Raw genomic sequence first — 24,845 nt, forward strand, 5'->3', positions numbered from 1 at the left:
CCAGATTTCGCCAAAATCTCTTTTGGCGATTAAACTGAGACATTCGCACCGGTTGCGACAGCGCCAGTTGCGGCCAGGACGAGGGCCAGGGCGTCAATATTCCTTCTCGTAAAATATGCCGCCCTTGGCTTCGCCGGCATCCGTCGCCTCACCGCGCAATTTGACGCCGCGCCCGACATTGAGGTCGATGGTCGCCTTGCCTGAACCCGGCTTGTCGCCCTTCTGGATCGTCACATAGGTGCGGTCGTTCAGGTACTTGCCGGCCGAGACCGCTGTGCCACCCTTCTCATCGGTGGTGACGTCGAGATCGTCGACGCCAATGGCGCCGCGCAGATTCTCCAGCAGCGACGTAGAGCCGCCGACACCAGCCAGTTGCCCGGCCGCTTCGGCCAGCTGCGCAATCTGCAGCGGCGAAAGGTTCGACATCGACCGCCCGAAGATCAGTTGCGCCAGCACTTCATCTTCCGGCAGCGCCGGCACCGAACTGAAGGTGAATTTCGGATTGGTCGCCTCGCCCGAGACCACGATGGTGACGGTTGCGCCGGTCGTGGTCGTCGTCGCCGTCAGGTTGAGATAGGGCACCAGCGAGCCGGAGAACCCGACCGTGCCTTCGGTGAAGGTCAGCCGCTTGCCAAGGATCGACAGCCGGCCGCGCTGCAAGGTGAAGGTGCCGACGGCTTGCGGCGACGAGGCCGGGCCGGTCAGTTTGAGCGAGCCGCCGAGTTCGGCGTCGACACCCCTGCCCTGGATGAAGATCTGGTTCGGCGCATTGACCGTGACGTCGAGCGCAAGGCCGCTGCCGCCGCTCTTGCCGCTGGTCGTCGCTGGGCGCAGCGCCTTGTCCTGCGCCTTGACCGGGCCTGGCGCATTCTTGTGCTTGACGTCGAGCGCCGAGAGCGAGCCCGGCAATTTGTCCGGAACCGTGATGACGGTCTTGGCCAGGTTGACGGTGCCGGCAATCGCCGGTGCCGAAGTCAGCGGCCCCTTGATCGTCAGGTCGCCGCCAAGGTTGGCGGTCACCACGCGTCCATCCGTGTAGCGGCCATCGGTGAGCTTGATCGACAGGTCGGCCGGGAACCCTTGCGCCGGATTGATGCCGACCGTACCGCTGGCCGACAGGCTGCCGCGCGTCGACAGCGTCCCGGTCAACCGATTGATCCTGGCGACGCCGTTGCCTATCGAGACATCGGCCGCGATATCGTTGACGGCAAGGCCCGAGCGTGCGTCGACCAGCCGCGCGCCCGAGGTTTTGACGCTGCCGCCGATCACGGGCGATGTCGCCGGACCGCGCACCTGAACATTGACGTTGGCATTGCCGGTCAACGACAGGCCCTGTGCGGCAAGCTTCTCACTGAGCAGGCCGAATGGCGCGGCACCGTTGAAGTCGAGCGCCAGCGCCGGCGTGCCCGCTGTCGTCACCGTGCCGCCGCCCTTGAGACCAAGGCCAGCCCCGTCGCTGATATTGGCGTTGAAGGCCAGCTTGTTGCCGGCAAAGGTGCCGGACGAGGAAACACTGACCGCGCCGACGCCCGCGCCACGGGTCTGCGATGTCTGCACGCTGGCGGCGTCTATGTTGAAGGCAATGGCGGGGCTCGCCGGTGCACCAGTCACCTTCACCGTGCCGGAGATGGAACCAGCGGCATCGAGCCCGGGCGAAAAACTGTTGGCGAGCGACATCGGCACGCGCGCTAGCACTGCATTGATGTCGAGCGCCTGCCCGACCTTGCCGGTTACCGTCGCGGTGCCGCCGCCAAGGTTGAGCACCAGCCTGTCCAGCGTCGTCGTGCCGTTGGCGATGCTGACGGTCGAGGCCTGGGCGATGGCCGCCTTGATTCCCTGGACGGTCGCCTGCCCCGAAGCGAGCTCGATGGTGGTGGTGCCGCCGGCCACCTTCACGCGGCCCGCCGCCTTGGCCGGAATGCCCTTGACCGTCGCGCCGCCGGAGAAGCCGGTCCAGTCGCCATCGCGCTTCAAATCGACATCGATGCCGCTGATCACGGTGCCGCCCGATGTGACGGTGTCGGCGCGGATCTTGCCGGAGATGACTGGCGCCCCGAGATAGTTGGCGATCAGCGCATCGATGGAAACGGCTTTCGCCTGGAGATCGCCACGCGTGATCGAGGCGGTAGCCGCCTTGATGGCGACTTGGGGTGCCGCGCCTTTCCTGGAGAAGGCGATCGTGCCGCGCACGTCGCCTTCCGCCTTTTCCAACGCCAGCGCGGCGAGCGGGCCGATATCGGGCAGGTCGAGCGAGATGGAGCCTTCAGGCACGAACTTGTCGTCCAGTGCCAGATCGCCGGAGATCCTGTTTTTGCCCAGCGACAGAAGCAGGCCGTTGATGGCGCTCTTGCCGCCGGCGGTTGCCAGCACGGCACTCCCCTGCAGCGCCTGGCCGGCGACAATGCCGGTGAGCTGCACATTGGCCGCCGGGTTGGCGGCATCGGCCTTGCCGGTGGCGGTGAGCTTCAATCCGGTGATCTCGCGCGATGCCACCGAGAGCTTGTCGCTGTTGACGGTAAGCGACAGGTCCGGTGCCATGGTCGGCCCTTGCGCGCTGAGCGCGAAAGCGATGGCGCCCCTGGCATCCTTCGACAATGGCGAGATGTCGCTTAGCGTCCCCCTGATGTCGGCGGTCACTTTGTTGTCGGCAAGGCTTGCCTGCCCGTCGGCGCTCAGCGCGCCCGAAGTCAGTTTCAATCCACCCAGGTTGAGATTGCCGTTGGGCTCGCGCTTCAGCGTGGCGCTTATCTCGGCGCGGTCGCCAAGCATGCCGCGTGCCGCCGCTGGCAAGGCCGATGATGGCGCATCCGCCTTCAGGTTGAGGTCGATGGCACCGTCACGCAGCGATACCTGGCCGGCGACCTGGCTGCTGAGGGCATCGCTTTTCAGCGAGCCGCTGTCGATGGCGACGGCGTCGGCGCTCAGCCGGGCGTTGAGCGCCGCCGTGACCTTGCCCGCCATGAGTGGCGCGATCGTTGGATTGTCGAGCCCAACCTTGTCCACCGACACCGTTCCGGAAACCGGCCCGGCGCGATTCCTAAGATCGAACGCATCCGAGTGCAGCGTCAGGGTAAGTCCGTCCACCTTCGCAGGGTTGGTGACGACCGAGGGCAGGATCGCGGAAAGGTCCAGCCGGGCATGCGTGCTTTCACCCGCAATTTTTGCCGACACTGATCGGACCTCGATCTTGACCGGACTCTCGGCGCTTCCGACCGTCAGCGGCAGGCTGGGGCCGGACGAGGTCAGATCGATCGCGAAATCGTTGGCCCCATTCGGGTTGATGGTGCCGGCGGCCTGGCCGGAGACCTTGTCGCCGGAGAGGGTGGCATGGTCGACCGCGACGCCGCCGGCAATCGTGTAGCTGCCGACCGCATCGACGGCGAGCGGTCCGAGCCCTGCCTGTCGCGTCTGGCTGGTCTCGGCGCCGGCCAGTTTCGCGTTGAACCGGATGTCGGGAGACGCCGACGTTCCGCTCACTTCAGCGATACCGTCAAGCGTTCCCGCGGCATCCAGGCCCGGCAAAAACGCATTGGCAAGGGCGGCAGGCAAAGCGGAGACCTGTGCCGCAAGATCGAGCGTCTCGCCGGCGCTGCCCGACAGCGCCACCTTGCCGCCGCCAATATCGAGCGCCAGCTTGTCGATCTTGGCCGTGCCGTCGGCGATGGTCAGAGCCGACGGTTCGGCAATCGCCGCCTTGATGCCGCGAATGGTGGCTTCGCCCGAGGCGATCTCGACGCTGGTGGTGCCCTCGGCGATCTTCACCCGACCGGCAGCGGTAGCCGGAATGCCCGCGATCGTGGCGCCGCCGGTGAAATTGGTCCAGTCGCCGTCGCGCTTGAGATCGACGCCGATGCCGCCGATTTCGGTGCTTCCCGAAGTGACCGCATCGGCCTTGATGGTGCCCGAGATCGCCGGCGCCTTGAGATAATTGGCGACCAGCGCATTGATGGCGATCGCCTTGGCCGTCACCTCGCCACGCGCAACCGACGCGCTCTTGGCATCGATGGCAATGGAAGGCGCGTCGCCGTCCTTGGCGAAGAGGATGGTGCCGTTGATGTCGCCGGTCACCGCCTGGCCGGCGAGCGCGGCCAACTGGTCGATGGCAGGCGCGGCGAGTGTCAGCGTGCCCAAGGGCATGAACTTGTCGTCGAGCGCCAGGTCGCCTGAGACCTTGTTGTCGCCCAGCGAAACAAGGAAGCCGTTGATCGAACGCTTACCCTCGCTGGTCACCAGGGCCGCCTTGATGTCGAGCGGCTGGTCGTTGACGGCGCCGGTCAGCGAGACGTTGGCGGAAGGGTTCGTTATGTCGGCTTTGCCGCTCGCGGTCAGCTTGATGGCCTTCACCGTGCGGCCCGAAGCGGTCAGGCTGTCGCTGTCGGCGCTAACAGTGAAATCCGGCGCGGTGATCGCGCCGGTGGCCGACAGCGCGAAATCGACCCCGCCGGCAACCGGCACGCCGACCGTCGGCGACAACACCGAAACGTCACCCAATTTGCCCTTGATGTCGGCCTGGATGTCCGTGCCTTGCATGCTGGCCGTACCGCTGGCGCTGAGCGATCCCGAAGTGAGTTCGATGGAGTTCGCGGCGAAAGAACCTTGCGGATCGCGCGATGCGGTGGCCGAGAATTTTACCCGCCCGCCGAGCACCGAGGCGATCTGCTGCGGGAACGCGGTCGCCACGGCATCGGCGTTCATTTTGAGCTGCATCGACATGTCGGCGAGCGCTACCGTCGCCGTCAGCGACGCATTGAGCGCATCGGAGCGCAGCGTACCTTGATCGATGGCAATAATGGCGTCCTTGCTGATTGAACCGGCCAGATCGACGTTGACCTTGCCGGTGATCAGCGGCGCCAACGTCGCGACGTCGGTTTTCAGGCCGCCCGCCTCCAGCTTGACGGCAACCGGGCCGGCGCGATTCTGGATATCGAAACCATCGGAATGGATCTGCGCCGCCAGATCGTCCAGCCGCGTGCCGCCGACGACGATCGAAACGAACGAGGCGCCGATGTCGACGATCGGCGCCTTGCCGTCGCCGAAGGCGCGCGCGGTGGCGTTCTTGATCGCGAGCGTGATCGGCTGCGCCTTGCTGCCGACGCTGATCACCACGGGCGGGCCCTTGGCGGCGAGTTCGACCGACAGGTCGCTGGCGCCGGCAGGATCGGCAATGCCGGAGGCAGTGCCGTGCACCGCATCGCTCTCGATGCTGGCCCGGTCGATGCTGATGCCGCCAGCGGATGTGGCGGTGCCCGCTACATCGAAGCTGGTCTTGCCGGCGAACAGCGACTTCAGGTTTTCCGGCAGGAAGCGCGCAAAATCGCCATCGCCCTTCGCCTCGACATGATTGCCCTTGTCGGTGAGCTGGTGCCGGCCGGTGAGTTGGGTGACGATCCGATGGTCGACGAGGAAGGTGCCGACACCACTCCAGTTGGCAAGCGGCCCGCTGCCCGAAACCACGATGTCGACCGGTGGCGCATCCTGCAGCTTGAGCAGGTTGGCAATGATGCCGCCGGCCGGTTCCGACGCCTTGAGGTCGAGGTCCAGCTTGTTGTCGGCGGGTGCGAAATGGATCTTGGCATCGACATTGCCCTGTTTGCCGTCGTGGCGGGTGACGTTGAGCACCGTCTGGACCGCCAGTGGCGCGGCATCGGCCTTGAGCATTCCCTTGGCCGCGAGCTCGGCGATGCCGCTGCCGGCCAACTGCTCGCCAAGCGCGATTTCCGGCAGGTCGATCTGCTTGATGTCGATGGAGACCGGCAGCGTCGTCGTGCCGCTTTGCGCCGGCGGCTGCGTGCCGGCCACCGGCAGGCGTGCAAGCTCGATGCGCTCGGCCGCGATGCGGTCGGCGCTGAAGCTTTTCGACAAAAGTGCCGTCGGCGACCAGTCGACGGCCACCTTGCGCGCCACCAGCCAGGCGCCCTCGCGATCCTCAAGCACGACATGGTCGATGCTGAGCGCGCCCGACCAGATGCCGTCGATGCCGCTGACGGTGACCTTTCGGTCGTCGCTCGAGGCCAGCCGCGAAATGATGCCGGCGAGGTTGTCGCGCCCGCGCTCGGTCTTGGTCAGCACGACCAGCGCGCCTATCGCACCCGCGACCACGATCAGCAGGGTGTAAAGGACAATGCGAAGGATGCGCCAGACCGTCTTCATCGTCAAAACGCCTGGCCAATGCCGGCATAAATGCCGAAATGCGGGTCGCCGGGATCCCGGTTGAGCGGCACGGCCGCGTCGATGCGTAGCGGTCCGAACGGCGTGACATAGCGCAGCCCGACGCCGGCGCCGACCTTGACGTCGGAGAAGTTGGGAACCGACCTGGTCGATACCGTACCGGCATCGATGAAGGGCACGATGCCGATCGTGTCGGTGACGGCGATACGCATCTCCACCGAGGTTTCGAAGAAGGAGAGGCCGCCGATCGGCTGGCCGGTGAAATCCTTCGGACCTATGCCCTGATAGGCATAGCCGCGCACCGAACCGCCGCCGCCGGAATAGAAGCGCCGGTCGGCCGGAACGTTCTGCAGCCCGGTGCCGACGATCGAGCCGACTGTGACGCGTTCCGCCAGCACGAACTTCGACGCGGTGTCCAGCGACTGATAGGCCGAGCCCTCGCCCTTCAGCTTGAGGAAGGCGGCACCACTCAATATGTCGTAGCTCGGCTCGGCATAGGCGAGCACCCTGAAGCCCTTGGTCGGGTTCAACCTGCTGTCCCTGTTGTCATAGACATATTGCAGCGGAACGCTGGCGATCAGGTAGGTGTGCTTGCCGAAGGCGTCGTGGATGCGTGAATAGTCGAGCGCGACCTCGGCCGATACGATCTGCTTCTTGTCGAGTTCATAGGACAGGCCGGCGCTGCCCTTGACCGAGAAATGGTCATAGGCGTCCGGATGCTCGAGCACGGTCTTCACGCTGGCGAAGAACTTCGACGCCGGCCCGATCACGCCGGGCTTCTCGAACATGATGCCGGCATTGTAGTTCAGTTCGGACAGATTGTTGCTGCCGATGCCGCTGATGGCGCCGTCGATGCGCAGCTTTTCGGCGCGGCCAAATAGGTTGCGATGGCCCGAGTAACCTTCCAGGCCAAGCCCCTCGGTGTTCGAGAAGGTGCCGCCGAGGCCGTAATAGCGCGGCTTGCGCTCGCTGACTTGGACGCCGATCGGGATGTTGCCGTCGGCGTCGAGCTTGTCGGCTTCCTTGAAGGTCACGCTGTTGAAGACCTCGAGCGCCAGCAGCCTGTCGCGCGCGTCGCTGATCTCCTGTGGCGAGTATTGCTTGCCGCGCTTCAGCCCGGTCATGTATTCTGTGAAGTCGCGGTCGACCTTCTCGGTGCCTTCCACGGTGGTCGCGCCATAGCCGGCGACCGGCCCGGCTGCGACCGTCAGCGTCACGTCGAGCGTCGATGTGGCATGGTCGGCGACGATCTGCCGGTCGGTCACCTTGGCCAGGGGCCTGCCCTGCTCCATCAGCGTCCGCACGATCAGCGCCTCGGCCTTGAGCACCGCGCCCGATCCGGCGTCGCCACCTGATATCAGGCCGTAATCGGCGCTCATCAGCCCCGCCGCGTCGCCCTCCAGCCTGATATTGCCAAGGGTGAATTTGGGGCCGGCCGAGATGGTGATCGCCACTGGAATGGGCTGCGGACCCTTGAATTCGGCGTCCGGCGGCAGTTCGTCGAGCGGCTTGCCGTCGATGGTGATGGTGACGACGCCTTCATAGCGGGCATCGGCATAAAGCGCCGCCACCAGCTGTTCGCGGTCGCTGCGCGCCTTGGTCATCAGCCCGAGCGAGCCCGAAACCGGCCGGTCCTCGTCGCCCTTCAGCGCCGAGGCATTTTCGAGCTTCTTGACGAGATCCTTGTCGGCATCGGGTGCGGAGATGGTCACCGCGTAGCGCAGGGGATCGACAATGTCAGCGTCCTCGTCTTTAGACGACCCCCACAGCTTGATGCCGAAAAGCTCGAACGCGGCCGCGTGCCTCGATTCGCAAAGCAGCGCCGTCCCGCACATCATGGCCAAAAGCAGGGCGCGCGGAAGCACGCGCCTTGGCGCGGTCCCTCGTGACATCTGCTCTTCATACGCCGGCATTAAGACAACCTAATTCGTAAACCTAAAATTGGAATGAAGTTCTGAAGCGCTCGTAAAGGGGCCACAATCCAATTGTCTGAAATAGGACGGGCTTGGAATTCACACCTTCTGCGTTTCCGCAAGAATGCGTGATCCCCTGTCCTATGGAGGTTACTGTCGCATACCGGTCCTTGGCCGGAAAATAAACCGTTGGCGGGCGGCACCTGCCGCGTTCGCGCGTTGACAAGCCCGACTGAAGCTTGATCATGCCCGGACGTCTGCAATTGTCTGGAGGGGTGTTATGGCAATGCGCGCGGCTCGTGGTCTGTCGATTCTCGTCCTTCTCTTCTTCGCCTGGGCCACCGCGTTAGCCTGGAACGGCGTCGCGCAAGCGGCCGAGGCCCGGCGCATCGCAACGACCGACAATTCCGACTATTTCGGTTTCGACCTCAGGTCGGACCAGAACGTCACGCTCGACCAGTGCAAGACGACATGTCTCGGCGATCCGGCCTGCCGCGCCTTCACCTACAACACCAAGGCCAAATGGTGCTTTCTCAAATCCGACTATAACCAGTTGAAATCCTTCAACGGCGCGATCGCCGGCAAGGTCGTCAACATCGACGGGGACCCGGACATCGGCGCGCCGCCCGAACTCGCCTTCTTCCCCAACTGGATGGCCGACCAGGCCCAGCAATACCGCAGCAAGCTGCTCGGGCCGGCCTTTGACAAGCCGACCGAGGGCATGGCGGCTCTTACAAATGCCGCCGAACAGGCCGTATTGGCTGGCGACCATCGCTCCGCCATGCGGAAATACGAGGCCGCGGTCTCGGTCATGCCGGACGATGGCCAGCTCTGGCTCAAGCTGGCGCGCGAAACCCTGGCAGTGCAGCCCACCGCCAACACCTCCGAAGCCTCGACTTTGCCCGCAAACGGCACATCGGCCGCCTTCAACGCCTACAAGCTGCTGCGCACCACCAAGACACGCGCCGAAGTGCTGGCGCTGCTCGGCAATGGTCTCGACAAGCGCGATCTCTACCGTCCGGCGCTGCAAGCCTATGAAGCCAGCCTTGCGCTGGAAAGCTCGCCCGCGGTCCAGGCCGAGTATGCCGATCTCAAGGCCCGCAAGGGGTTCCGTGTCATCGATCACTCTGTCGATGCCGACACCAGCGCGCCGCGCATCTGTGCGCAATTCTCCGAGGATCTGGTCAAGACCGGCGTCGATTACTCGCAGTTCGTCACCGTCGACAACTCGCCGCCGAAGGGCGTCGAGGCCAAGGACAAGCAGATCTGCGTCGAAGGGCTCGAACACGGCCAGCACTATGACGTGACCTTCCGCGCCGGCCTGCCGGCCGCGATCGGCGAAGTGACCGCCGCCCCCGTGGTGCTGTCGATCTATGTGCAGGATCGCGCGCCGTCCGCCCGCTTCACCGGCGACAGCTTCGTGCTGCCGGCAGGCGCGCGCCGCGGCATCCCGATCGTCACCGTCAACATGAATGGCGCCGAGATGAAGCTCTACCGCATCGGCGACCGTTCGCTGGCGCAGCTTCTGTCGGGTTACCAGTTCCTGCACCAGCTCGATGGCTATGACATCTCCAACATTTCCGAGCAGATGGGCGCGCCGGTCTGGCACGGCCAGCTCGACATCGTCAACGACCTCAACAAGGAAGTCACCACCTCCTTCCCGGTCGACGAAGCGCTGCCGCAGCGCAAGCCCGGCGTCTATGTGCTGACCGCCAAGGCCGTCAACGACAAGAGTGACGACTACGGTTCGCTGGCCACGCAGTGGTTCGTCGTCTCCGACATCGGCCTGTCGACCTATACCGGCCAGGACGGGCTCAATGTCTTTGCCCGTTCGCTGGGCAGCGCCAAGCCGATTGCCGGCGCCGAACTGACGCTGGTTGCCCGCAACAACGAGGTTCTCGGCACCGCGACATCGGATGCCGACGGCCACGCCGTCTTCAACCCCGGCCTGACGCGCGGTGACGGCGGCATGGTGCCGGCCGTGCTGATGGCCAAGCAGGGCGACAATGATTTCGTCTTCCTCGACATGGCCAAGGCCGGCTTCGACCTGTCCGACCGTGGCGTCACCGGACGCGCCGCACCGGGCGCGCTCGACGTCTATGCCTGGACCGAGCGCGGCATCTACCGCGCCGGCGAGGATGTCCATGTCGCCGCCCTTGCCCGCGACGGCGCGGCCAAGGCGGTCGAGAACCTGCCGCTGACATTCATCTTCTCGCGTCCCGATGGCGTCGAGGACCGCCGCATCGTCAGCGACGGCGCCTCGGCCGGCGGCCACGCCGTCGACCTGCCGCTCGAACCCAACGCCATGCGCGGCACATGGTCGGTGTCGATCTACACCGACCCCAAGCAGCCGGAGGTTGCCAGCCAGATGTTCCTGGTCGAGGACTTCGTGCCGGATCGCATCGAATTCGACATGAAGGCCGACAAGCAGGAGATTGCGCGGGGCGAAACCGCCAACATCGACATTGACGGCCGCTTCCTCTATGGCGCGCCGGCGGCGGGCCTGGCGCTGGAAGGCGAATTGACGCTGTCGACGTCGCGCGACTGGGACCGCTTCCCAAACTTTTCCTTCGGCCTCGCCGACGAACAGTCGGCGCAGCCGACGGTCACGCCGCTCACCGATCTGCCGGTGGTTGGCGATGACGGCAAGGCGACCTTCCCTGTTACCGTCGACCAGTTGCCCTCGACCACCAAGCTGGTCGACGGCAAGGTGACGGTGCGCATGCGCGAAACCGGTGGCCGCGCCATCGAGCGCTCGCTCAACATCGGCATCCGCCCGCAAGGCCATATGATCGGCATCCGTCCGGATTTCGCCGACGGTGAAGTGCCGCAGGGCGGCACGGCCAAGTTCAGCCTGATCGCCGTCGATCCCGATGGCAAGCGAGAGGCGCTGAAGGGCGCGCAGTGGACGCTGGTTAAGGTCGAACGCAATTATCAGTGGTATCGCTCCAACAACTCCTGGAACTACGAGCCGGTGAGCTTGACCAAGTCGATCGCCAACGGCCAGGTCGACCTCAACGCCGATGGCGACGCCACGGTCTCGGTACCCGTCGACTGGGGCCGGTACAGGCTCGAAGTCGAGACATCGGACCCCGAGGGACCGGCGACCAGCTACGAGTTCGACGCCGGCTGGTATGTCGCCTCGACCACAACCGAAACGCCTGACGGCCTGGAGATTGCCCTCGACAAGGATAACTATGCCGCGGGCGAAGTGGCCAAGCTGAAAATCTCGCCGCATTTTGCCGGCGAGCTTCTGATCAACATCGGCTCCGACAAGCTGCTGAAGACCATCACGGCGACCGTCCCGGCCAACGGCAGCACCGTCGATATCCCCGTTGGCGACGACTGGGGCGCCGGCGCCTATGTAACGGCAACCCTGTTCCGGCCGGGCGATGCGCAGGAAACGCGCATGCCCTCCCGCGCTATCGGCGTGAAATGGCTGACGGTCGATCCGGGCGCCAAGAAGCTTGCCGTCACGCTCACGCCGCCGGATAAGACAATGCCGCGCCAGCAGCTGTCGATCCCGGTTTCCGTCGCCGGCGTGCAGCCGGGCACAAACGCCTATGTCATGGTTGCCGCCGTCGATGTCGGCATCCTCAATTTGACCAACTACAAGGCGCCGGACCCGGAGAACTGGTTCTTCGGCCAGCGCATGCTGGGCATGGAGATCCGCGACATCTATGGCCGCCTGATCGACGGCTCGCTGGGCACCACTGGCAAGCTCAGGACCGGCGGTGACGGCGCCAACATGCAGGCGCAAGGCAGCCCGCCAACCGAAAAGCTGGTCGCCTTCTTCTCCGGCATCGTCCAGCTCGATGACGACGGCAAGGCGCGGGTCGACTTCGACATTCCGCAATTCAACGGCACCGTGCGCGTCATGGCTGTCGCCTGGACCAAGGAAGCGGTCGGCCATGCCCAGTCGGACGTGATCGTGCGTGATCCCATAGTGATCACCGCCGGCCTGCCGCGCTTCCTGGCGCCTGGCGACAACGCCGTCATGCGGCTCGACGTCGCCGACACCGACGGCCCCGCCGGCGACTATGCGCTGTCGATCGATACCACTGGCGACCTGTCGACAGGCGAAAAGCCCCTGCCGCAGAAGCTGACGCTCGCCCAGGGCAAGCGCCAGACCTTGACCGTGCCGCTGATCGCAAGGACGGCGGGCAATGCCTCGCTCACCATCAAGCTGGCGCACGCCGATGGCACCAAGGTCGAGCAGACGCTCTATGTGCCTGTGCGCCCGGCTCAATTGCCGGTCACCACGCGCCTTGTGGTCGACCTCAAGGGCAATGGCGGCGCGCTGCGCGTCGACAAGGAACTGCTGGCGGCAAGCCTGCTTGAAGGCGCTTCGGTCAGCGTCGGCGTTTCGCAGGCGGCGGCCTTCGACGTGCCTTCACTGCTGATGACGCTCGATCGCTACCCCTATGGGTGCGCCGAGCAGACCACCAGCCGTGCCATGCCGCTTCTCTACGTCAACGAGATGGCATCGGGCGTCGGCATGGAAAACGACCCTGACCTGCACGGCCGCGTCCAGGACGCGATCTACAAGGTCCTGAGCTACCAGTCCTCGAGCGGCAGCTTCGGTCTGTGGGGTCCAGGCTCCGGCGATTTGTGGCTCGACGCCTATGTCAGCGAGTTCCTGACCAGGGCGCGCGAGCAGAAATACGATGTGCCGGCTCTTGCCATGAACCAGGCGCTGAACAACCTGCAGAACTCGCTCGGTTACGACCAGAGCGTACAGGACCGCGGCAGCGAGATCGCTTACGCCCTCTACGTGCTGGCCCGCAACAAGAAGGCCTCGATCGGCGATCTGCGCTACTACGCCGACACCCAGCTCGAAGCCTTCTCGAGCCCGATGGCCGTCGCCCAGCTGGCGGCGAGCCTGGCGCTCTATGGCGACACGCAGCGTTCGGAGGCGACGTTCAAGACCGCGCTGCAGCTCGCCAAGTCGAGCACCGACTACGACTGGTACCGCTCCGACTACGGCTCGGCGTTGCGTGACGGCGCGGCGATGCTGTCGCTGGCGGCGGAATCGAAGCCGGTATCGACCATCGTGCCCGAGCTGATCAAGCTGGTGACAAGGAAACGCGCCGAAGTCCGCTGGACCAGCACCCAGGACGATTCCTGGATGCTGCTGGCGGCGCGTGCGCTGAAGGAGGGCAATGATTCGCTCGCGTTGACCGTCAACGGCGCGCCGCATTCCGGCGGCTATTCCAACCAGGTCAACGGCTCCGACCTGGTCGACAGCCCGCTCGAAATCGCCAACACCAGCAAGATCCCGCTGCAGGCCGTCGTCACCACCGTGGCCTCGCCGATCCAGCCTTTGCCGGCCGGCGGTGACGGCTTCACCATCGCTCGCACCTACTACAAGCTGGACGGCACCGAAGCCAATGTGACAGAGGCAACCCAGAACGAACGCTATGTCGTCGTGCTCAAGGTGACCGAGCAGAACAGCTGGCCGTCGCGCCTGCTGGTCACCGACCTGTTGCCGGCCGGCTTCGAGATCGACAATCCAGGCCTGGTCTCCAGCGCCCAGCTGTCGAACTTCTCCTGGCTGGCACAGACCGACGCCGCCCATCTCGAATTCCGCGACGACCGTTTCGTCGCGGCATTCAATCCGGCCGACGGCGATCACGACCACAATCTGACGCTCGCCTATGTCGTGCGCGCCGTGACGCCGGGCACCTACGCCCATCCGGCGGCAACGGTTGAGGACATGTACCGTCCGCAATATTCGGCCCGCACCGCCACCGGCATGATGGAGATCAAGGCGCCGTAAGGTGCTGTGAAGATGAACAGGACGATCGCGCTGCCCCTCATTGCCCTGCCGGGCCTTTCTCCCCGTATAGTGACGGGGAGAAAGGGGCTAGCGTCGACCGCCGCGACAGGTCCCTTCTCCCCGTCACTATACGGGGAGAAGGTGCCGGCAGGCGGATGAGGGGCAGCGCCATGCTCTCCAAGAGAACCCTTCGTCGTTCGGCCATCGTGGCAGCCTCTCTCGCTGGCTTCGCGGCAACCGCCGTCGTCGCCCTCTGGGAGCTCGACCGCGCTTTTCCGCCACCATTGCCGGCGACGCTCACCGTCTCCACCGAAGTCCAGGACCGCGACGGCCAGTTGCTGCGCGCCTTCGCCACGCCGGACGGCTACTGGCGGCTCGAAACCCGGCTCGACCAGGTCGACAAGCAGTTTGTCGACATGCTGGTCACCTATGAGGACAAGCGCTTCTGGGACCATGAGGGCGTCGATGTGCTGGCGCTGGCCCGCGCCGCCGGCCAGTTCGCCACCAGCGGCCATATCGTTTCCGGCGGCTCGACCCTGTCGATGCAACTCGCCCGCCTGATCGAGCCGCGCGAGAGCCGCAGCGTCGGCTCCAAGATCAAGCAGATGTTGCGCGCCATCCAGATCGAGCGGCGGCTGTCCAAACGCGAGATCCTCGAGCGCTACCTGACGCTGGCGCCCTATGGCGGCAATCTGGAAGGCGTGCGCGCCGCTTCGCTCGCCTATTTCGGCAAGGAACCGAAGCGGCTGACGGTTTCAGAGGCCGCGCTTCTCGTCGCTCTCCCGCAATTGCCGGAGAAGCGCCGGCCTGACCGCAATCTCCAGATCGCCCATGCAGCGCGCGATCGTGTGCTGAGCCGCATGGTCTCGTCAGGCCTGATCGGCGAACGCGAGGCGGCACGCGCGGCACTCGACGATGTGTCGGGGCTGCGCCGTACCTTGCCGGCGCTTGCCGCGCATGCCGCTTATGCGATGCTGCCCAGGGCCGTTCCCGGTCAGCCGCTCAAGCTGACCATCCGCAAAAGCGTCCAGCAGGGACTGGAACAGGTAGCGCGCGACGCAGCGACAAAGCTCGGGCCGCGTCTGTCCGTCGCCATGGTGCTGGCCGACGCACGCACCGGCGACATTCTGGGCGAAGTCGGCTCGGCCAATTTCTTCGATTCCAGCCGTTCCGGCTGGATCGACATGACCAAGGTCGTGCGCTCGCCCGGCTCGACGCTGAAGCCGTTCATCTACGGCCTCGCTTTCGAGCAGGGACTGGTGGCGCAGGAAACGTTGATCGAGGACAGTCCGGTCGATTTCGGTGGCTATAGGCCGAAGAATTTCGACATGGGCTATCAGGGCGATGTCAGCATCCGTCAGGCGCTGCAATTGTCGCTCAACGTGCCGGCGATCCGCGTGCTCGACGCGGTCGGCCCGGCGCGGCTGACCGCGCGCTTCCGCCAGGGCGGCGTCAACCCGATCCTGCCGGTCAACGAAGCGCCGGGCCTGGCCATCGGCCTGGGCGGCGTCGGCGTCACGCTGCGCGACCTCGTCCAGCTCTACACAGGGCTCGCCAATGGCGGCAAGACGCACTCGCTGCGCGACGGCACCGAACCGGCCAGTGCCGCGAGTTCGACAACCACCATCCTCAACGACCAGGCCAACTGGCAGATCGTCGACATTCTGTCCGGTGTGAAGCCGCCCGAAGGCGCCTTGCAACGCGGCATTGCCTACAAGACCGGCACCTCCTACGGCTACCGTGACGCCTGGTCGGTTGGTTTTGACGGCCGCTACGTGCTGGGGGTCTGGGTCGGCCGACCCGATGCCGGCGCGGTGCCGGGCCTCTCGGGCTATGTCTCGGCCGCCCCGATCCTGTTCGAGGGCTTTGTCCGCTCTGGCCTGGCAACCGTGCCGCTGCCAGGCAAGCCGCCTGGCGCCTTCACCCCCAAGCGCGAGGAACTGCCCGTGACGCTTGCCCGCTTCGGCGCCGGCGCGGATGGCCTGGTGCAGGCGACGCCGACCGAACCCGCGCCGACCATCATTTTCCCGCCGGATGGCGCCCGCGTCGATCTCGCCACCAACTCGGCCGACGCCTCGCCACTGGTGCTGAAATTGCAAGGCGGTCGCGCGCCGTTCCGCTGGCTGGCCAACGGCAAGCCGCTCATCGGCCTGGACCGTCGCCGCACCGCGACATGGCAGCCCGACGGCGCGGGTTACTCGACGCTGACCGTCATCGACGCAGCTGGACGGGCGGCGAGTGTGAAAGTGTTCGTTGAATAGAGTGGGACAGGCGATTCAGCGCATTGGCTTTTGAGACCTGGGATAGAAGGATGGTTCGCCAGATGCCCCGGCAGGGCAGACGGGGTGCCTCGCGCAATCCTCGATTGTCGGTAGCGTTAGCTGCGGCAGCGTTCGTTGTGACAATCTCTTTCGCTGCCTTCGCCGATCCCCTTCCTGCCGGCAGCGCTTCGATTTCCCGGTGACGGCCGAGTAAACCTGCCCAACGCAACCTTGCCCGGCAACCTCGCAACCCTAGATAGGCCGGTTGGCGGGCCGACCCGACGCGGGGCGGCCGCGAGGAAAATATTTCCCGAGGCCGAGGCAGGTCGCCGAAGATTTTCTCCAGGAGGACAAAAAAGGCAACATTCAATGCATCTTATTTCTATCAATTTGGTAGATTTGGCGCGGGTCCAACGGAGGCAGAAATGACCAAACCTCATTTCCGGAAACTGCTCGGCGCACTGGTCGCCACATCTGTCCAGTTCGGCACGCTCGGTTTCGCGTTTGCCGACACCACCATTCTCAACGTGTCCTACGATCCGACGCGCGAGCTCTACAAGGCCTATGACGAGGCCTTCGCCGCGCATTGGAAGACAGAGACCGGCGAGACGGTGATCATTCAGCAGTCACATGGCGGATCTGGCGCCCAGGCCCGCGCCGTGATCGATGGTCTGGACGCCGATGTGGTGACGCTGGCGCTCGAAGGCGACATCAACGCCATCGTCTCCAAGTCCAAGAAGATTAATCCCGACTGGCGCACCAAATTCGAAAACAATTCAGCGCCTTACACCTCGACGATCATCTTCCTTGTCCGCAAGGGCAATCCTAAGGGCATCCACGACTGGAACGACCTGGTCAAGGACGGCACGCAGGTGATCACGCCCAATCCCAAGACCTCGGGCGGCGCGCGCTGGAACTATCTCGCGGCCTGGGCCTATGCGAATGCCAATGATGGCGGCGACGAGGCCAAGACCAAGGAATTCGTCGGCAAGCTCTACGCCAATGCTCCCGTGCTCGACACCGGCGCACGCGGCTCGACCGTGACCTTCGCGCAAAAAGGCCTCGGAGACGTGCTGATCGCCTGGGAAAACGACGCCTATCTGGCGCTCGACGAGTTTGGCGCCGACAATTTCGACGTCGTCTATCCGCCGACCTCGATCCTGGCCGAACCGCCGGTGGCCGTGGTCGATGCGAACGTCGACGCCAAAGGCACGCGCAAGGTGGCTGAGGCCTATCTGAGCTACCTCTATTCCAAGGAAGGTCAAACGATCATCGCCAAGAACCACTACCGGCCGTCCAAGCCCGAACTGGTTCCGCCGGAAGATCTGGCCAAGCTGCCGCCTATCAAGCTGATCACCATCGACGACCCGCTTTTCGGCGGCTGGAAGAAGGCGCAGCCTTACCATTTCGGCGACGGTGGTATATTCGACCAGATCTACAAGCCGGCCCAGTGAGCTAAAATCCAGATCGGGACGACATGACCATAGCACCCGCGCAGGCAGGGTGGCGGTTCAGACAGCCGAGCGTCATTCCGGGTTTCGGATTGACGCTCGGCTTCTCGCTTGCCTACCTCACCCTCATCATCCTCATTCCCCTATCCGGGCTGATCTGGCGCTCGGCTGCCCTCGGCTGGACCGATTTCTGGGCCATCGCCACCGACCGCCGTACGCTCAACGCACTGGAAATCAGCTTCGGCACAGCTTTCATCGCGGCTGCCGTCAATGTCGTTTTCGGCACGCTCGTCGCCTGGGTGCTGGTGCGTTACCGCTTTCCAGGCCGCCGTATCGTCGATGCCATGGTCGACCTGCCGTTCGCGCTGCCGACGGCGGTGGCCGGCATCGCGCTGACCACGCTCTATGCACCGAACGGCTGGATCGGCAAATTGCTGATGCCGCTGGGCATCAAGGTCGCCTACACGCCGCTGGGCATCGTCATCGCGCTGATCTTCATCGGCCTGCCCTTCGTCGTGCGCACCGTGCAGCCGATCATGGAAGAGATCGACAAGGAAGTTGAGGAAGCCGCCGCCACGCTTGGCGCCAGCCGCTTCCAGATCATCACCCGCGTGCTGTTTCCGGGCCTGGCGCCGGCCATCATCACCGGTTTCTCGCTCGCCTTCGCGCGTGGCGTCGGCGAATACGGCTCGGTGATCTTCATTGCCGGCAACCTGCCCTACAAATCCGAGATCGCGCCGCTTTTGATCGTCATCCGGCTCGAGGAATACAATTACCCGGCGGCGACCGCGACCGCGGCGATCATGCTGGCGCTGTCGTTCCTCATGCTGTTGATCGTCAATCTGGTGCAGACATGGAGCCGCAAGCGCTATGGCTGATCCCGAGATCAAATCCTACGAACCGTTCCATGAAAGCCGCTCGCCAGCGGTGACCGAGAGCCGGCCGGCGCGGGCCGTGCTGATGGCCGTCGTCTTCGTCTTTCTCGCCGTCTTCCTGTTGCTGCCGCTGATCATCGTCTTCAAGGAAGCCTTCGCCAAGGGCGTTGGCACCTACCTGGAATCGCTGAGCGACGCGGACACGCGTTCGGCTATTCGCCTGACCTTGCTGGTGGCGGCGATCTCGGTACCGCTCAACATCGTCTTCGGCATCTCGGCCGCCTGGGCGATCGCCAAGTTCGAGTTCAAGGGCAAAGCCTTCCTGACCACGCTGATCGACCTCCCCTTCTCGGTCTCGCCCGTCATTTCGGGTCTGGTCTACGTGCTTCTGTTCGGCGCTCAGGGGTTGCTCGGCGAGTGGCTGAAGGCACATGGCATCCAGATCTTGTTCGCCGTGCCCGGCATCGTGCTGGCCACCGTCTTCGTCACCTTCCCCTTCGTTGCCCGCGAACTGATCCCGCTGATGCAGGAACAGGGCAATGGCGACGAGGAAGCCGCCCTTTCGCTTGGCGCCAATGGCTGGCAGACCTTCTGGTACGTGACCTTGCCCAATGTCAAATGGGGCCTGCTCTACGGCGTGCTTCTGTGCAATGCGCGCGCCATGGGCGAGTTCGGCGCGGTTTCTGTGGTGTCGGGCCACATACGCGGCCTGACCAACACCATGCCGCTGCATGTCGAAATCCTCTACAACGAGTACAACGCCGCCGGCGCCTTCGCCGTCGCCTCGTTGCTTGCCGGGCTGGCGCTCGTCACGCTGGTCTTGAAAACACTGCTCGAGATGCGCTACGGCGCCGAACTCGCCGCGACGCGCGGGCATTAGAAGGTTCATTGCATGGAAGTTCGCGTTGCCAATGTGCGCAAGGAATTCGAGCGTTTTCCGGCGCTCCACGATGTTTCGCTCGACATCAAGTCGGGCGAACTAATCGCTTTGCTGGGCCCGTCCGGCTCCGGCAAGACGACCTTGCTCAGGCTGATCGCCGGGCTGGAGCGTCCGACGCGTGGAAAAATCTTCTTTGGTGACGAGGACGCTTCGCAGAAATCGATCCAGGAGCGCAATGTCGGTTTCGTCTTCCAGCACTACGCCCTGTTCCGCCACATGACGGTTGCCGACAATATCGGTTTCGGCCTCAAAGTGCGGCACGGGCCGACGCGGCCGCCGGCAGCGGAGATCCGCCGCCGTGCGGCCGAGCTTCTCGATCTCGTCCAGCTTTCGGGGCTGGAGAAGCGCTACCCCGCGCAGCTTTCGGGCGGCCAGCGCCAGCGCGTGGCGCTCGCCCGCGCCATGGCCATCGAACCGAAGGTGCTGCTGCTCGACGAGCCGTTCGGCGCGCTCGACGCGCAGGTGCGCCGGGAACTCCGCCGCTGGCTGCGCGAAATCCATGACGCCACCGGCCACACCACCGTCTTCGTCACCCACGATCAGGAAGAGGCGCTTGAGCTTGCCGACCGCGTCGTGGTGATGAGCCAGGGCCGCATCGAGCAGGTCGGCACCGCCGACGACATCTACGACACACCGAACTCGCCCTTCGTCTACGGCTTTATCGGCGAATCGAGCTCCCTTCCGGTCAAAGTCGAGAATGGCGAGATCTGGCTGGCCGACCGTCCGATCGGATTGTCGGCGCCGCACGCGTCCGAGGGCGATGCGATGCTTTACTTCCGTCCGCATGATGTCGAACTGCTGGACGGCTGCAGCGGCTGCATCGCCGGCACCGTGGCCGCCAGCCGCCGCGTCGCGGGCACACGGCGCGTCGAGCTTGAGATCGGCGGCGAGCGTCAGCGGGTCGAGATAGAATTGCCGATTGGTCATCCGGCGGCGCAGAAGAGCCGCGTGGCGTTCCGGCCTGGGCGCTGGAAGCTGTTTCCGACTGCATAGCGATCGGACCACTGTGAAATCTCGTCACCAGGGAATATCCTGGTCCAGTAGCGGTCGCTTACCCTTTCACTGGCCTTTCAACGACAACAACAAGATCATGGGATTTTTTGGGGAAGCCGCAAAGCCGTAGTACTCGTAAAAGGCTTTCGCTTCATCCGATATGGCGTGAACAAAAATTCCGCGAATCCTGAGGATCGTCGCGGCTTGACTGGAGCGCAGGACGGCGTCTTGCAGAAGCGCAGCGCCTACCCCTTTCCCTTGCCAGCTTGCATCCACCGCGAGACGTCCGAGCACAACCATTGGAATGGGATCTGGCATGTTGCGGCGAATAACGCCGGGCGCTTCCGCCAGATCAAGCCCGCCCGAAGACAAGCAATAGTAGCCGACAACGCGTGTGCGTTCCGCCATCACATAAGTACGTGATGCGCCACTGACCTGGTTGGCCCGTGCCCGACGGCGAAGCCATTGGTCGAGGCTTTCTGTTCCGCTTTGGAAAAGTTCGAGATCGTGGTCTTCGGCCAGCGGCGTGGGCGCCGACGGCATCAGTCCCGCCACGGCCTGGGCACGTTCATAAGGCGTGCAAAACCTTCCCCGCTTGGCGGTTCATCGAGGATGTCGAGATAATGCCGGTAACTCTCGGGATCCACCTTGATCAACGTTTGGTCGAGCAGCGTATCCTCGGCCGCACGATAAGCGGCGTCGATCATGAAGTCAGAGCGGGTTTTCCCGCGTATCTTTGCGGCACGGTCAATCAGTATGCGTATGTCCTCTCGGATGCGCAGATTGACAGGCTTGGCATGGGTTTCGGGTGCGGCTTTCGCCATGGAAGACTCCTTTCACTCATCATAACATGCCGCATACACAATGTGTATCCATTTGTCGCCTCTCTTCGGAAGAGACTGAAGAGGACGGCCTCAAAAAGATGATTCTACTTGAAAGAAAAACCTACGATGTGCCTGTTTGGGAAACGGTTTTCTAGCAACAGCCGCCAAGCCCTGAATCTATACCTCGCCGCTCCGCCGCACCCCGGCTATGGTCCGGTAATAGAGCATGACATCCGGAGCCTTTTCATGAAGCGATTTTTCATCGGCGTTGCCGTTGCCGCCGGCCTTCTCCTCGCATCCTCCCAAGCGTGGTCGGCCGACAAGCTGCTGAATGCCTCCTATGACGTCGGCCGCGAACTCTTCGTGCAGGTCAACAAGGCCTTCATCGCCAAGCACCCGGGTGTGAGCATCGACCAGTCTCATGCCGGCACGTCGGCGCAGGCGCGTGCCATCGCTGAAGGCCTCGGTGCCGATGTCGTCACCTTCAACCAGGTCACCGACGTCGACTTCCTGGTCAAGAAGGGCCTCGTCTCGGCCGACTGGCAGAAGGATTTTCCCGACAACGCCTCGCCCTTCTATTCGCTGCCTTCGTTTCTCGTCCGCGCGGGCAACCCCAAGCACATCAAGGACTGGAACGATCTCGTGCGCGACGACGTGCAGGTGATCTTCCCCAATCCGAAAACGTCGGGCAATGCGCGCTACACCTATCTCGCGGCCACCGCCTACGCCAAGGAAGCCTTCAAGGGCGACGACGCCAAGGTGAAGGAATTCATCACCAAGCTGTTCAACAACGTGCCGATCTTCGACACCGGCGGGCGCGCCGCGACCACCACCTTCGTGCAGCGCGAGATCGGCGACGTGCTGATCACCTTCGAATCCGAGACGCGCGGCATCCGCAAGGAATATGGCGACGACAAATTCGAGCAGGTCACGCCTTCCGTCAGCCTTCTGGCGGAATTCCCGGTAGCGATCGTCGACAAGGTCGCCGACGAGCATGGCACCCGCGATCTGGCCAAGAGCTATCTCGACTTCCTCTATACGCCCGAGGGCCAGGGCATCGCCGCCGACAATGGCTTGCGCGCACGCGACGCGGCTGTCTCGGCCAAATACAAGGCAGATTTTCCGGACGTGCGCCTGTTGACGGTGGAAGACGTCTTCGGCGGTTGGGACAAGGTCCAAAAGGAGCATTTCGCCGCCGGCGGCCTGCTCGACCAGGCTTATGGCAGCCGGTAAGTCTCCGCGTCCAGATAGAAAGATCAGGAAAGCCGGCCCGGTGGCCGGCTTTCCTTGTTTATGCAGTTGATAGGGCAAATTCGGCGCCCTTCGTGCAAAACGTTACAAAGAATCAACGCGTTTGTGCCTAACCTGCCCTCCAATGGCTTTGTTTTCGCGAAACGGCAGTGTGCGAAGGCAATGTTGTCATCATTTGCACACAAACAACCGCCAGATGCGGGGTGGTTGGGGCTTCAATGGGTTGACTCGGGCATGCTGACGAAAAAAGGCAAATACGGCCTGAAGGCCCTCGTGCATCTATCCAGTCTTCCACTTGGCCAATTGGCCTTCGTCAACGACATCGCCGTCGCCAACAACATCCCGAAGAAATTCCTGGACGCCATACTGGGCGAATTGCGCAACGCCGGCTTCGTCCAGAGCCGCAAGGGCAAGGAAGGCGGCTATCGTCTCGCCCGCCCCGCTTCCGAGATCAAGATCGGCCATGTCGTGCGCGTGCTCGACGGGCCGCTGGCGCCGATACCTTGCGCCAGCCGCACGCAGTATCAGCGCTGCGAGGATTGCGACGAGGCGACCTGCCAGGTCCGGCACATGATGCTGGAAGTGCGCCAGGCGATCGCCGAGGTACTGGACAACCGTAGCCTCGCCGCCATGCGCGATGCCGACAATGACGATTTCCCGGTCGAGTTGACATCCCAGATCTAGAGCCGGGTGGATGAGGCTGTCGAGGCTTACGAAATCCCGAAAAGCCGCCCGCAAGCGGCCATCGGCAGCCAGCTTTCGCATCGAGATCATCGCCGACGTCTTTGTCCCCGGATATGCCGAGGACGTGCGCTTTTTCAGCCGCAAGCTGGCTGATCCCGGCAGGCTCCGCCACTTCTCCACCAAGGACCTTCGCGAAAGCCTGGTTACCCTCTTCTACCTCGCCGTTGCGGCAGCGCTGCCGGTGCGCTGGTGGGCGCCGATCTGCGATTGGGCTTCCAGGTTTCGGTTGAAGCGCCATATGCGCAAGGATTTCCGCTTCTATGCCGCCGCAACGCGCGCGGTGCTCGGCGATGGCGTCGATACACGCAAGCTGTTCGAGGCATTGCTCACGGCGCGCCATCGCCGCCGCATGCAACTTGCCGCGCATCTGGTCGCCGGCCGTTGGACGCCGAAGATCCGGCTGGAAGGGCTCGAGGGCTTGCAGGCAGCCCTGCAACGCGGCCACGGCGCGATCCTCTGGTGCGATCAATTCACCGCCCAGACGATAATCGGCAAGCGCGCCATATACGAGGCCGGCATCGAAGCGCATCAGGTCAGCGTCAACACGCATGGCGTGTCCGAGACGGCATTCGGCCAGCGCTTCCTCAACCCGCCAATGGTTCATGTCGAGAACCGGTTCCTGAAAAGCCGGATCGCCTTCGACCGTGACGATGCCTATCAGGTCACCATCCGCATTCAAAAGATGCTGAAGCAGAACGGCGTCGTGATGATGACCAACACCATCCACGCCGGCTCGACCTTCACCGAAAGCGCCCTGGGCGAAAGCGGCTGGACGCACCTTGCCTCGGCACCGGCGAATTTCGCCGCTCGAGGCAAGACGGCCCTGTTTGCCATGTCGACTTTCGAGGTGGTGCCCTTCCGGGAATACCGCGCCATCTTGAGCCCCGAACTGGTACCGGCGGCACCGGCGCTCCCGGCCGTGGACACAACCAGGGACGGAGCCAAGAACCTGGCCCTGCAGGCACACTACATCCTGCTGAAACGCGACCGCCTGCTGCAGGCGCTGAAGCTGTGCCCCGAGCAGATGATGTCCTGGTCGCGCCATGAGCGGTTGACAGAGGCTCAGGACAGGATCGGCATCAGCGAAGAAGAAGGCTCATGATCGGCGCACCGAGCGCACTGCCTGGGCGACGAGTTCGTCGACCGGCCGCGTCGCGTCGAGCGTCAATGCCCGTTCATCTTGGCCCGGCGATTCCAGGATGGCGAACTGGCTGTCGACCAGGCTTGCCGGCATGAAATGGCCCTTGCGGCTGGCGACCCGCTGCCTTGCCGTCGCCGGGTCGATCTCCAGGTAAAGGAAAGTGATGTCAGGGCAAAAGCCGTGCAGGCGCTCGCGATAGCCGCGCTTCAGCGCCGAGCAGGCTGCAACTACGCCCTGTCCTTTGCCGATAGAGACCGCGATGTGCTCGCCGATCGCGTCGAGCCAGCCTTCGCGCAGCTGGTCGGTGAGCGGTTCACCACGCGCCATACGCGCCACATTCTCCGGCGGATGCAGCCTGTCACCCTCGATGAAGACGGCACCCAGCGCGTCGGCCAGCGCGATACCGGCGGCTGACTTGCCGCAGCCGGCGACGCCCATCACCACGATGGCCGAAGGCGCCAAACCGGAAGCGCCCGTCGGCGCCTGCGCTGCGTCTTCGCCCACT

General features: G+C 64.1%; 14 protein-coding genes. 9 read left to right on the forward strand and 5 right to left on the reverse strand.

The genetic code is table 11. The annotated features are described in order from the left end of the window. Positions 1-93 precede the first annotated feature (93 nt). On the reverse strand, positions 94-6,150 hold the full coding sequence (locus tag FJW08_RS20010; protein WP_140811972.1) for a translocation/assembly module TamB domain-containing protein: 6,057 nt from the start codon (positions 6,148-6,150) through the stop codon (positions 94-96). 2 nt (positions 6,151-6,152) lie between these two features. After that, positions 6,153-8,081, reverse strand: a complete 1,929-nt coding sequence (locus FJW08_RS20015; protein WP_140811973.1) for an autotransporter assembly complex family protein — start codon at positions 8,079-8,081, stop codon at positions 6,153-6,155. A gap of 280 nt (positions 8,082-8,361) precedes the next feature. On the opposite strand from FJW08_RS20015, the gene FJW08_RS20020 reads away from it, so the two are divergent. The 6 genes from FJW08_RS20020 (at position 8,362) to FJW08_RS20045 (ending at position 20,380) form a co-directional block, all read left to right on the forward strand. Then, entirely contained in the window at positions 8,362-13,860 is a 5,499-nt protein-coding gene (locus tag FJW08_RS20020) for an alpha-2-macroglobulin family protein (RefSeq protein WP_140811974.1), read from the forward strand. Between the two features lie 170 nt (positions 13,861-14,030). Further along, complete coding sequence (gene pbpC / locus FJW08_RS20025; protein ID WP_246682447.1) at positions 14,031-16,121, forward strand: penicillin-binding protein 1C; 2,091 nt, start codon at positions 14,031-14,033, stop codon at positions 16,119-16,121. A 425-nt stretch (positions 16,122-16,546) separates the two neighbouring features. Then, the gene (locus FJW08_RS20030; protein ID WP_140811976.1) at positions 16,547-17,575 is read left to right on the forward strand and encodes a sulfate ABC transporter substrate-binding protein; all 1,029 of its coding nucleotides are present in this window, start codon (positions 16,547-16,549) and stop codon (positions 17,573-17,575) included. A 23-nt stretch (positions 17,576-17,598) separates the two neighbouring features. Then, positions 17,599-18,450, forward strand: a complete 852-nt coding sequence (gene cysT, locus FJW08_RS20035) for a sulfate ABC transporter permease subunit CysT (protein WP_140759061.1) — start codon at positions 17,599-17,601, stop codon at positions 18,448-18,450. Continuing rightward, entirely contained in the window at positions 18,443-19,327 is an 885-nt protein-coding gene (gene cysW / locus FJW08_RS20040; protein WP_140811977.1) for a sulfate ABC transporter permease subunit CysW, read from the forward strand. The genes cysT and cysW overlap by 8 nt, the downstream gene beginning before the upstream one ends. A 12-nt stretch (positions 19,328-19,339) precedes the next feature. After that, positions 19,340-20,380 (forward strand): sulfate/molybdate ABC transporter ATP-binding protein, encoded by a 1,041-nt coding sequence (locus FJW08_RS20045; RefSeq protein WP_140811978.1) that lies wholly within the window; start codon positions 19,340-19,342, stop codon positions 20,378-20,380. A gap of 66 nt (positions 20,381-20,446) precedes the next feature. Here FJW08_RS20045 and FJW08_RS20050 read toward each other — a convergent pair whose 3' ends face one another. Together FJW08_RS20050 and FJW08_RS20055 are read right to left on the reverse strand one after the other, a co-directional pair. Further along, entirely contained in the window at positions 20,447-20,923 is a 477-nt protein-coding gene (locus tag FJW08_RS20050) for a GNAT family N-acetyltransferase (protein ID WP_140811979.1), read from the reverse strand. Continuing rightward, positions 20,923-21,204 (reverse strand): DUF1778 domain-containing protein, encoded by a 282-nt coding sequence (locus FJW08_RS20055; RefSeq protein ID WP_140811980.1) that lies wholly within the window; start codon positions 21,202-21,204, stop codon positions 20,923-20,925. The genes FJW08_RS20050 and FJW08_RS20055 overlap by 1 nt, the downstream gene beginning before the upstream one ends. 246 nt (positions 21,205-21,450) lie before the next feature. Here FJW08_RS20055 and FJW08_RS20060 point away from each other — a divergent pair, with 246 nt between their 5' ends. The 3 genes from FJW08_RS20060 (at position 21,451) to FJW08_RS20070 (ending at position 24,301) form a co-directional block, all read left to right on the forward strand. After that, complete coding sequence (locus FJW08_RS20060) at positions 21,451-22,437, forward strand: sulfate ABC transporter substrate-binding protein (protein WP_140811981.1); 987 nt, start codon at positions 21,451-21,453, stop codon at positions 22,435-22,437. Positions 22,438-22,689: 252 nt separating this feature from the next. Then, positions 22,690-23,139 (forward strand): Rrf2 family transcriptional regulator, encoded by a 450-nt coding sequence (locus FJW08_RS20065; RefSeq protein WP_140759073.1) that lies wholly within the window; start codon positions 22,690-22,692, stop codon positions 23,137-23,139. Positions 23,140-23,149: 10 nt separating this feature from the next. Further along, positions 23,150-24,301 carry a hypothetical protein gene (locus FJW08_RS20070; RefSeq protein WP_140811982.1) on the forward strand — a complete coding sequence of 384 codons (1,152 nt, stop codon included), beginning with the start codon at positions 23,150-23,152 and terminating at the stop codon, positions 24,299-24,301. Here FJW08_RS20070 and FJW08_RS20075 read toward each other — a convergent pair. Then, positions 24,296-24,844: a gluconokinase gene (locus FJW08_RS20075; RefSeq protein WP_140811983.1), complete on the reverse strand. Its 549-nt coding sequence runs from the start codon at positions 24,842-24,844 to the stop codon at positions 24,296-24,298. The genes FJW08_RS20070 and FJW08_RS20075 overlap by 6 nt on opposite strands. Position 24,845: the final 1 nt, after the last annotated feature.

The sequence above is a fragment of the Mesorhizobium sp. B3-2-1 genome (genome assembly GCF_006439515.1).
Lineage (GTDB): Bacteria > Pseudomonadota > Alphaproteobacteria > Rhizobiales > Rhizobiaceae > Mesorhizobium.

What these genes read in the sequence shown, in the direction of transcription:
- FJW08_RS20010 (WP_140811972.1), bottom strand. Translation starts at nt 6,150, where the DNA reads ATGAAGACGGTCTGGCGCATCCTTCGCATTGTCCTTTACACCCTGCTG.
- FJW08_RS20015 (WP_140811973.1), bottom strand. Translation starts at nt 8,081, where the DNA reads ATGCCGGCGTATGAAGAGCAGATGTCACGAGGGACCGCGCCAAGGCGC.
- FJW08_RS20020 (WP_140811974.1), top strand. Translation starts at nt 8,362, where the DNA reads ATGGCAATGCGCGCGGCTCGTGGTCTGTCGATTCTCGTCCTTCTCTTC.
- pbpC (WP_246682447.1), top strand. Translation starts at nt 14,031, where the DNA reads ATGCTCTCCAAGAGAACCCTTCGTCGTTCGGCCATCGTGGCAGCCTCT.
- FJW08_RS20030 (WP_140811976.1), top strand. Translation starts at nt 16,547, where the DNA reads ATGACCAAACCTCATTTCCGGAAACTGCTCGGCGCACTGGTCGCCACA.
- cysT (WP_140759061.1), top strand. Translation starts at nt 17,599, where the DNA reads ATGACCATAGCACCCGCGCAGGCAGGGTGGCGGTTCAGACAGCCGAGC.
- cysW (WP_140811977.1), top strand. Translation starts at nt 18,443, where the DNA reads ATGGCTGATCCCGAGATCAAATCCTACGAACCGTTCCATGAAAGCCGC.
- FJW08_RS20045 (WP_140811978.1), top strand. Translation starts at nt 19,340, where the DNA reads ATGGAAGTTCGCGTTGCCAATGTGCGCAAGGAATTCGAGCGTTTTCCG.
- FJW08_RS20050 (WP_140811979.1), bottom strand. Translation starts at nt 20,923, where the DNA reads ATGCCGTCGGCGCCCACGCCGCTGGCCGAAGACCACGATCTCGAACTT.
- FJW08_RS20055 (WP_140811980.1), bottom strand. Translation starts at nt 21,204, where the DNA reads ATGGCGAAAGCCGCACCCGAAACCCATGCCAAGCCTGTCAATCTGCGC.
- FJW08_RS20060 (WP_140811981.1), top strand. Translation starts at nt 21,451, where the DNA reads ATGAAGCGATTTTTCATCGGCGTTGCCGTTGCCGCCGGCCTTCTCCTC.
- FJW08_RS20065 (WP_140759073.1), top strand. Translation starts at nt 22,690, where the DNA reads ATGCTGACGAAAAAAGGCAAATACGGCCTGAAGGCCCTCGTGCATCTA.
- FJW08_RS20070 (WP_140811982.1), top strand. Translation starts at nt 23,150, where the DNA reads ATGAGGCTGTCGAGGCTTACGAAATCCCGAAAAGCCGCCCGCAAGCGG.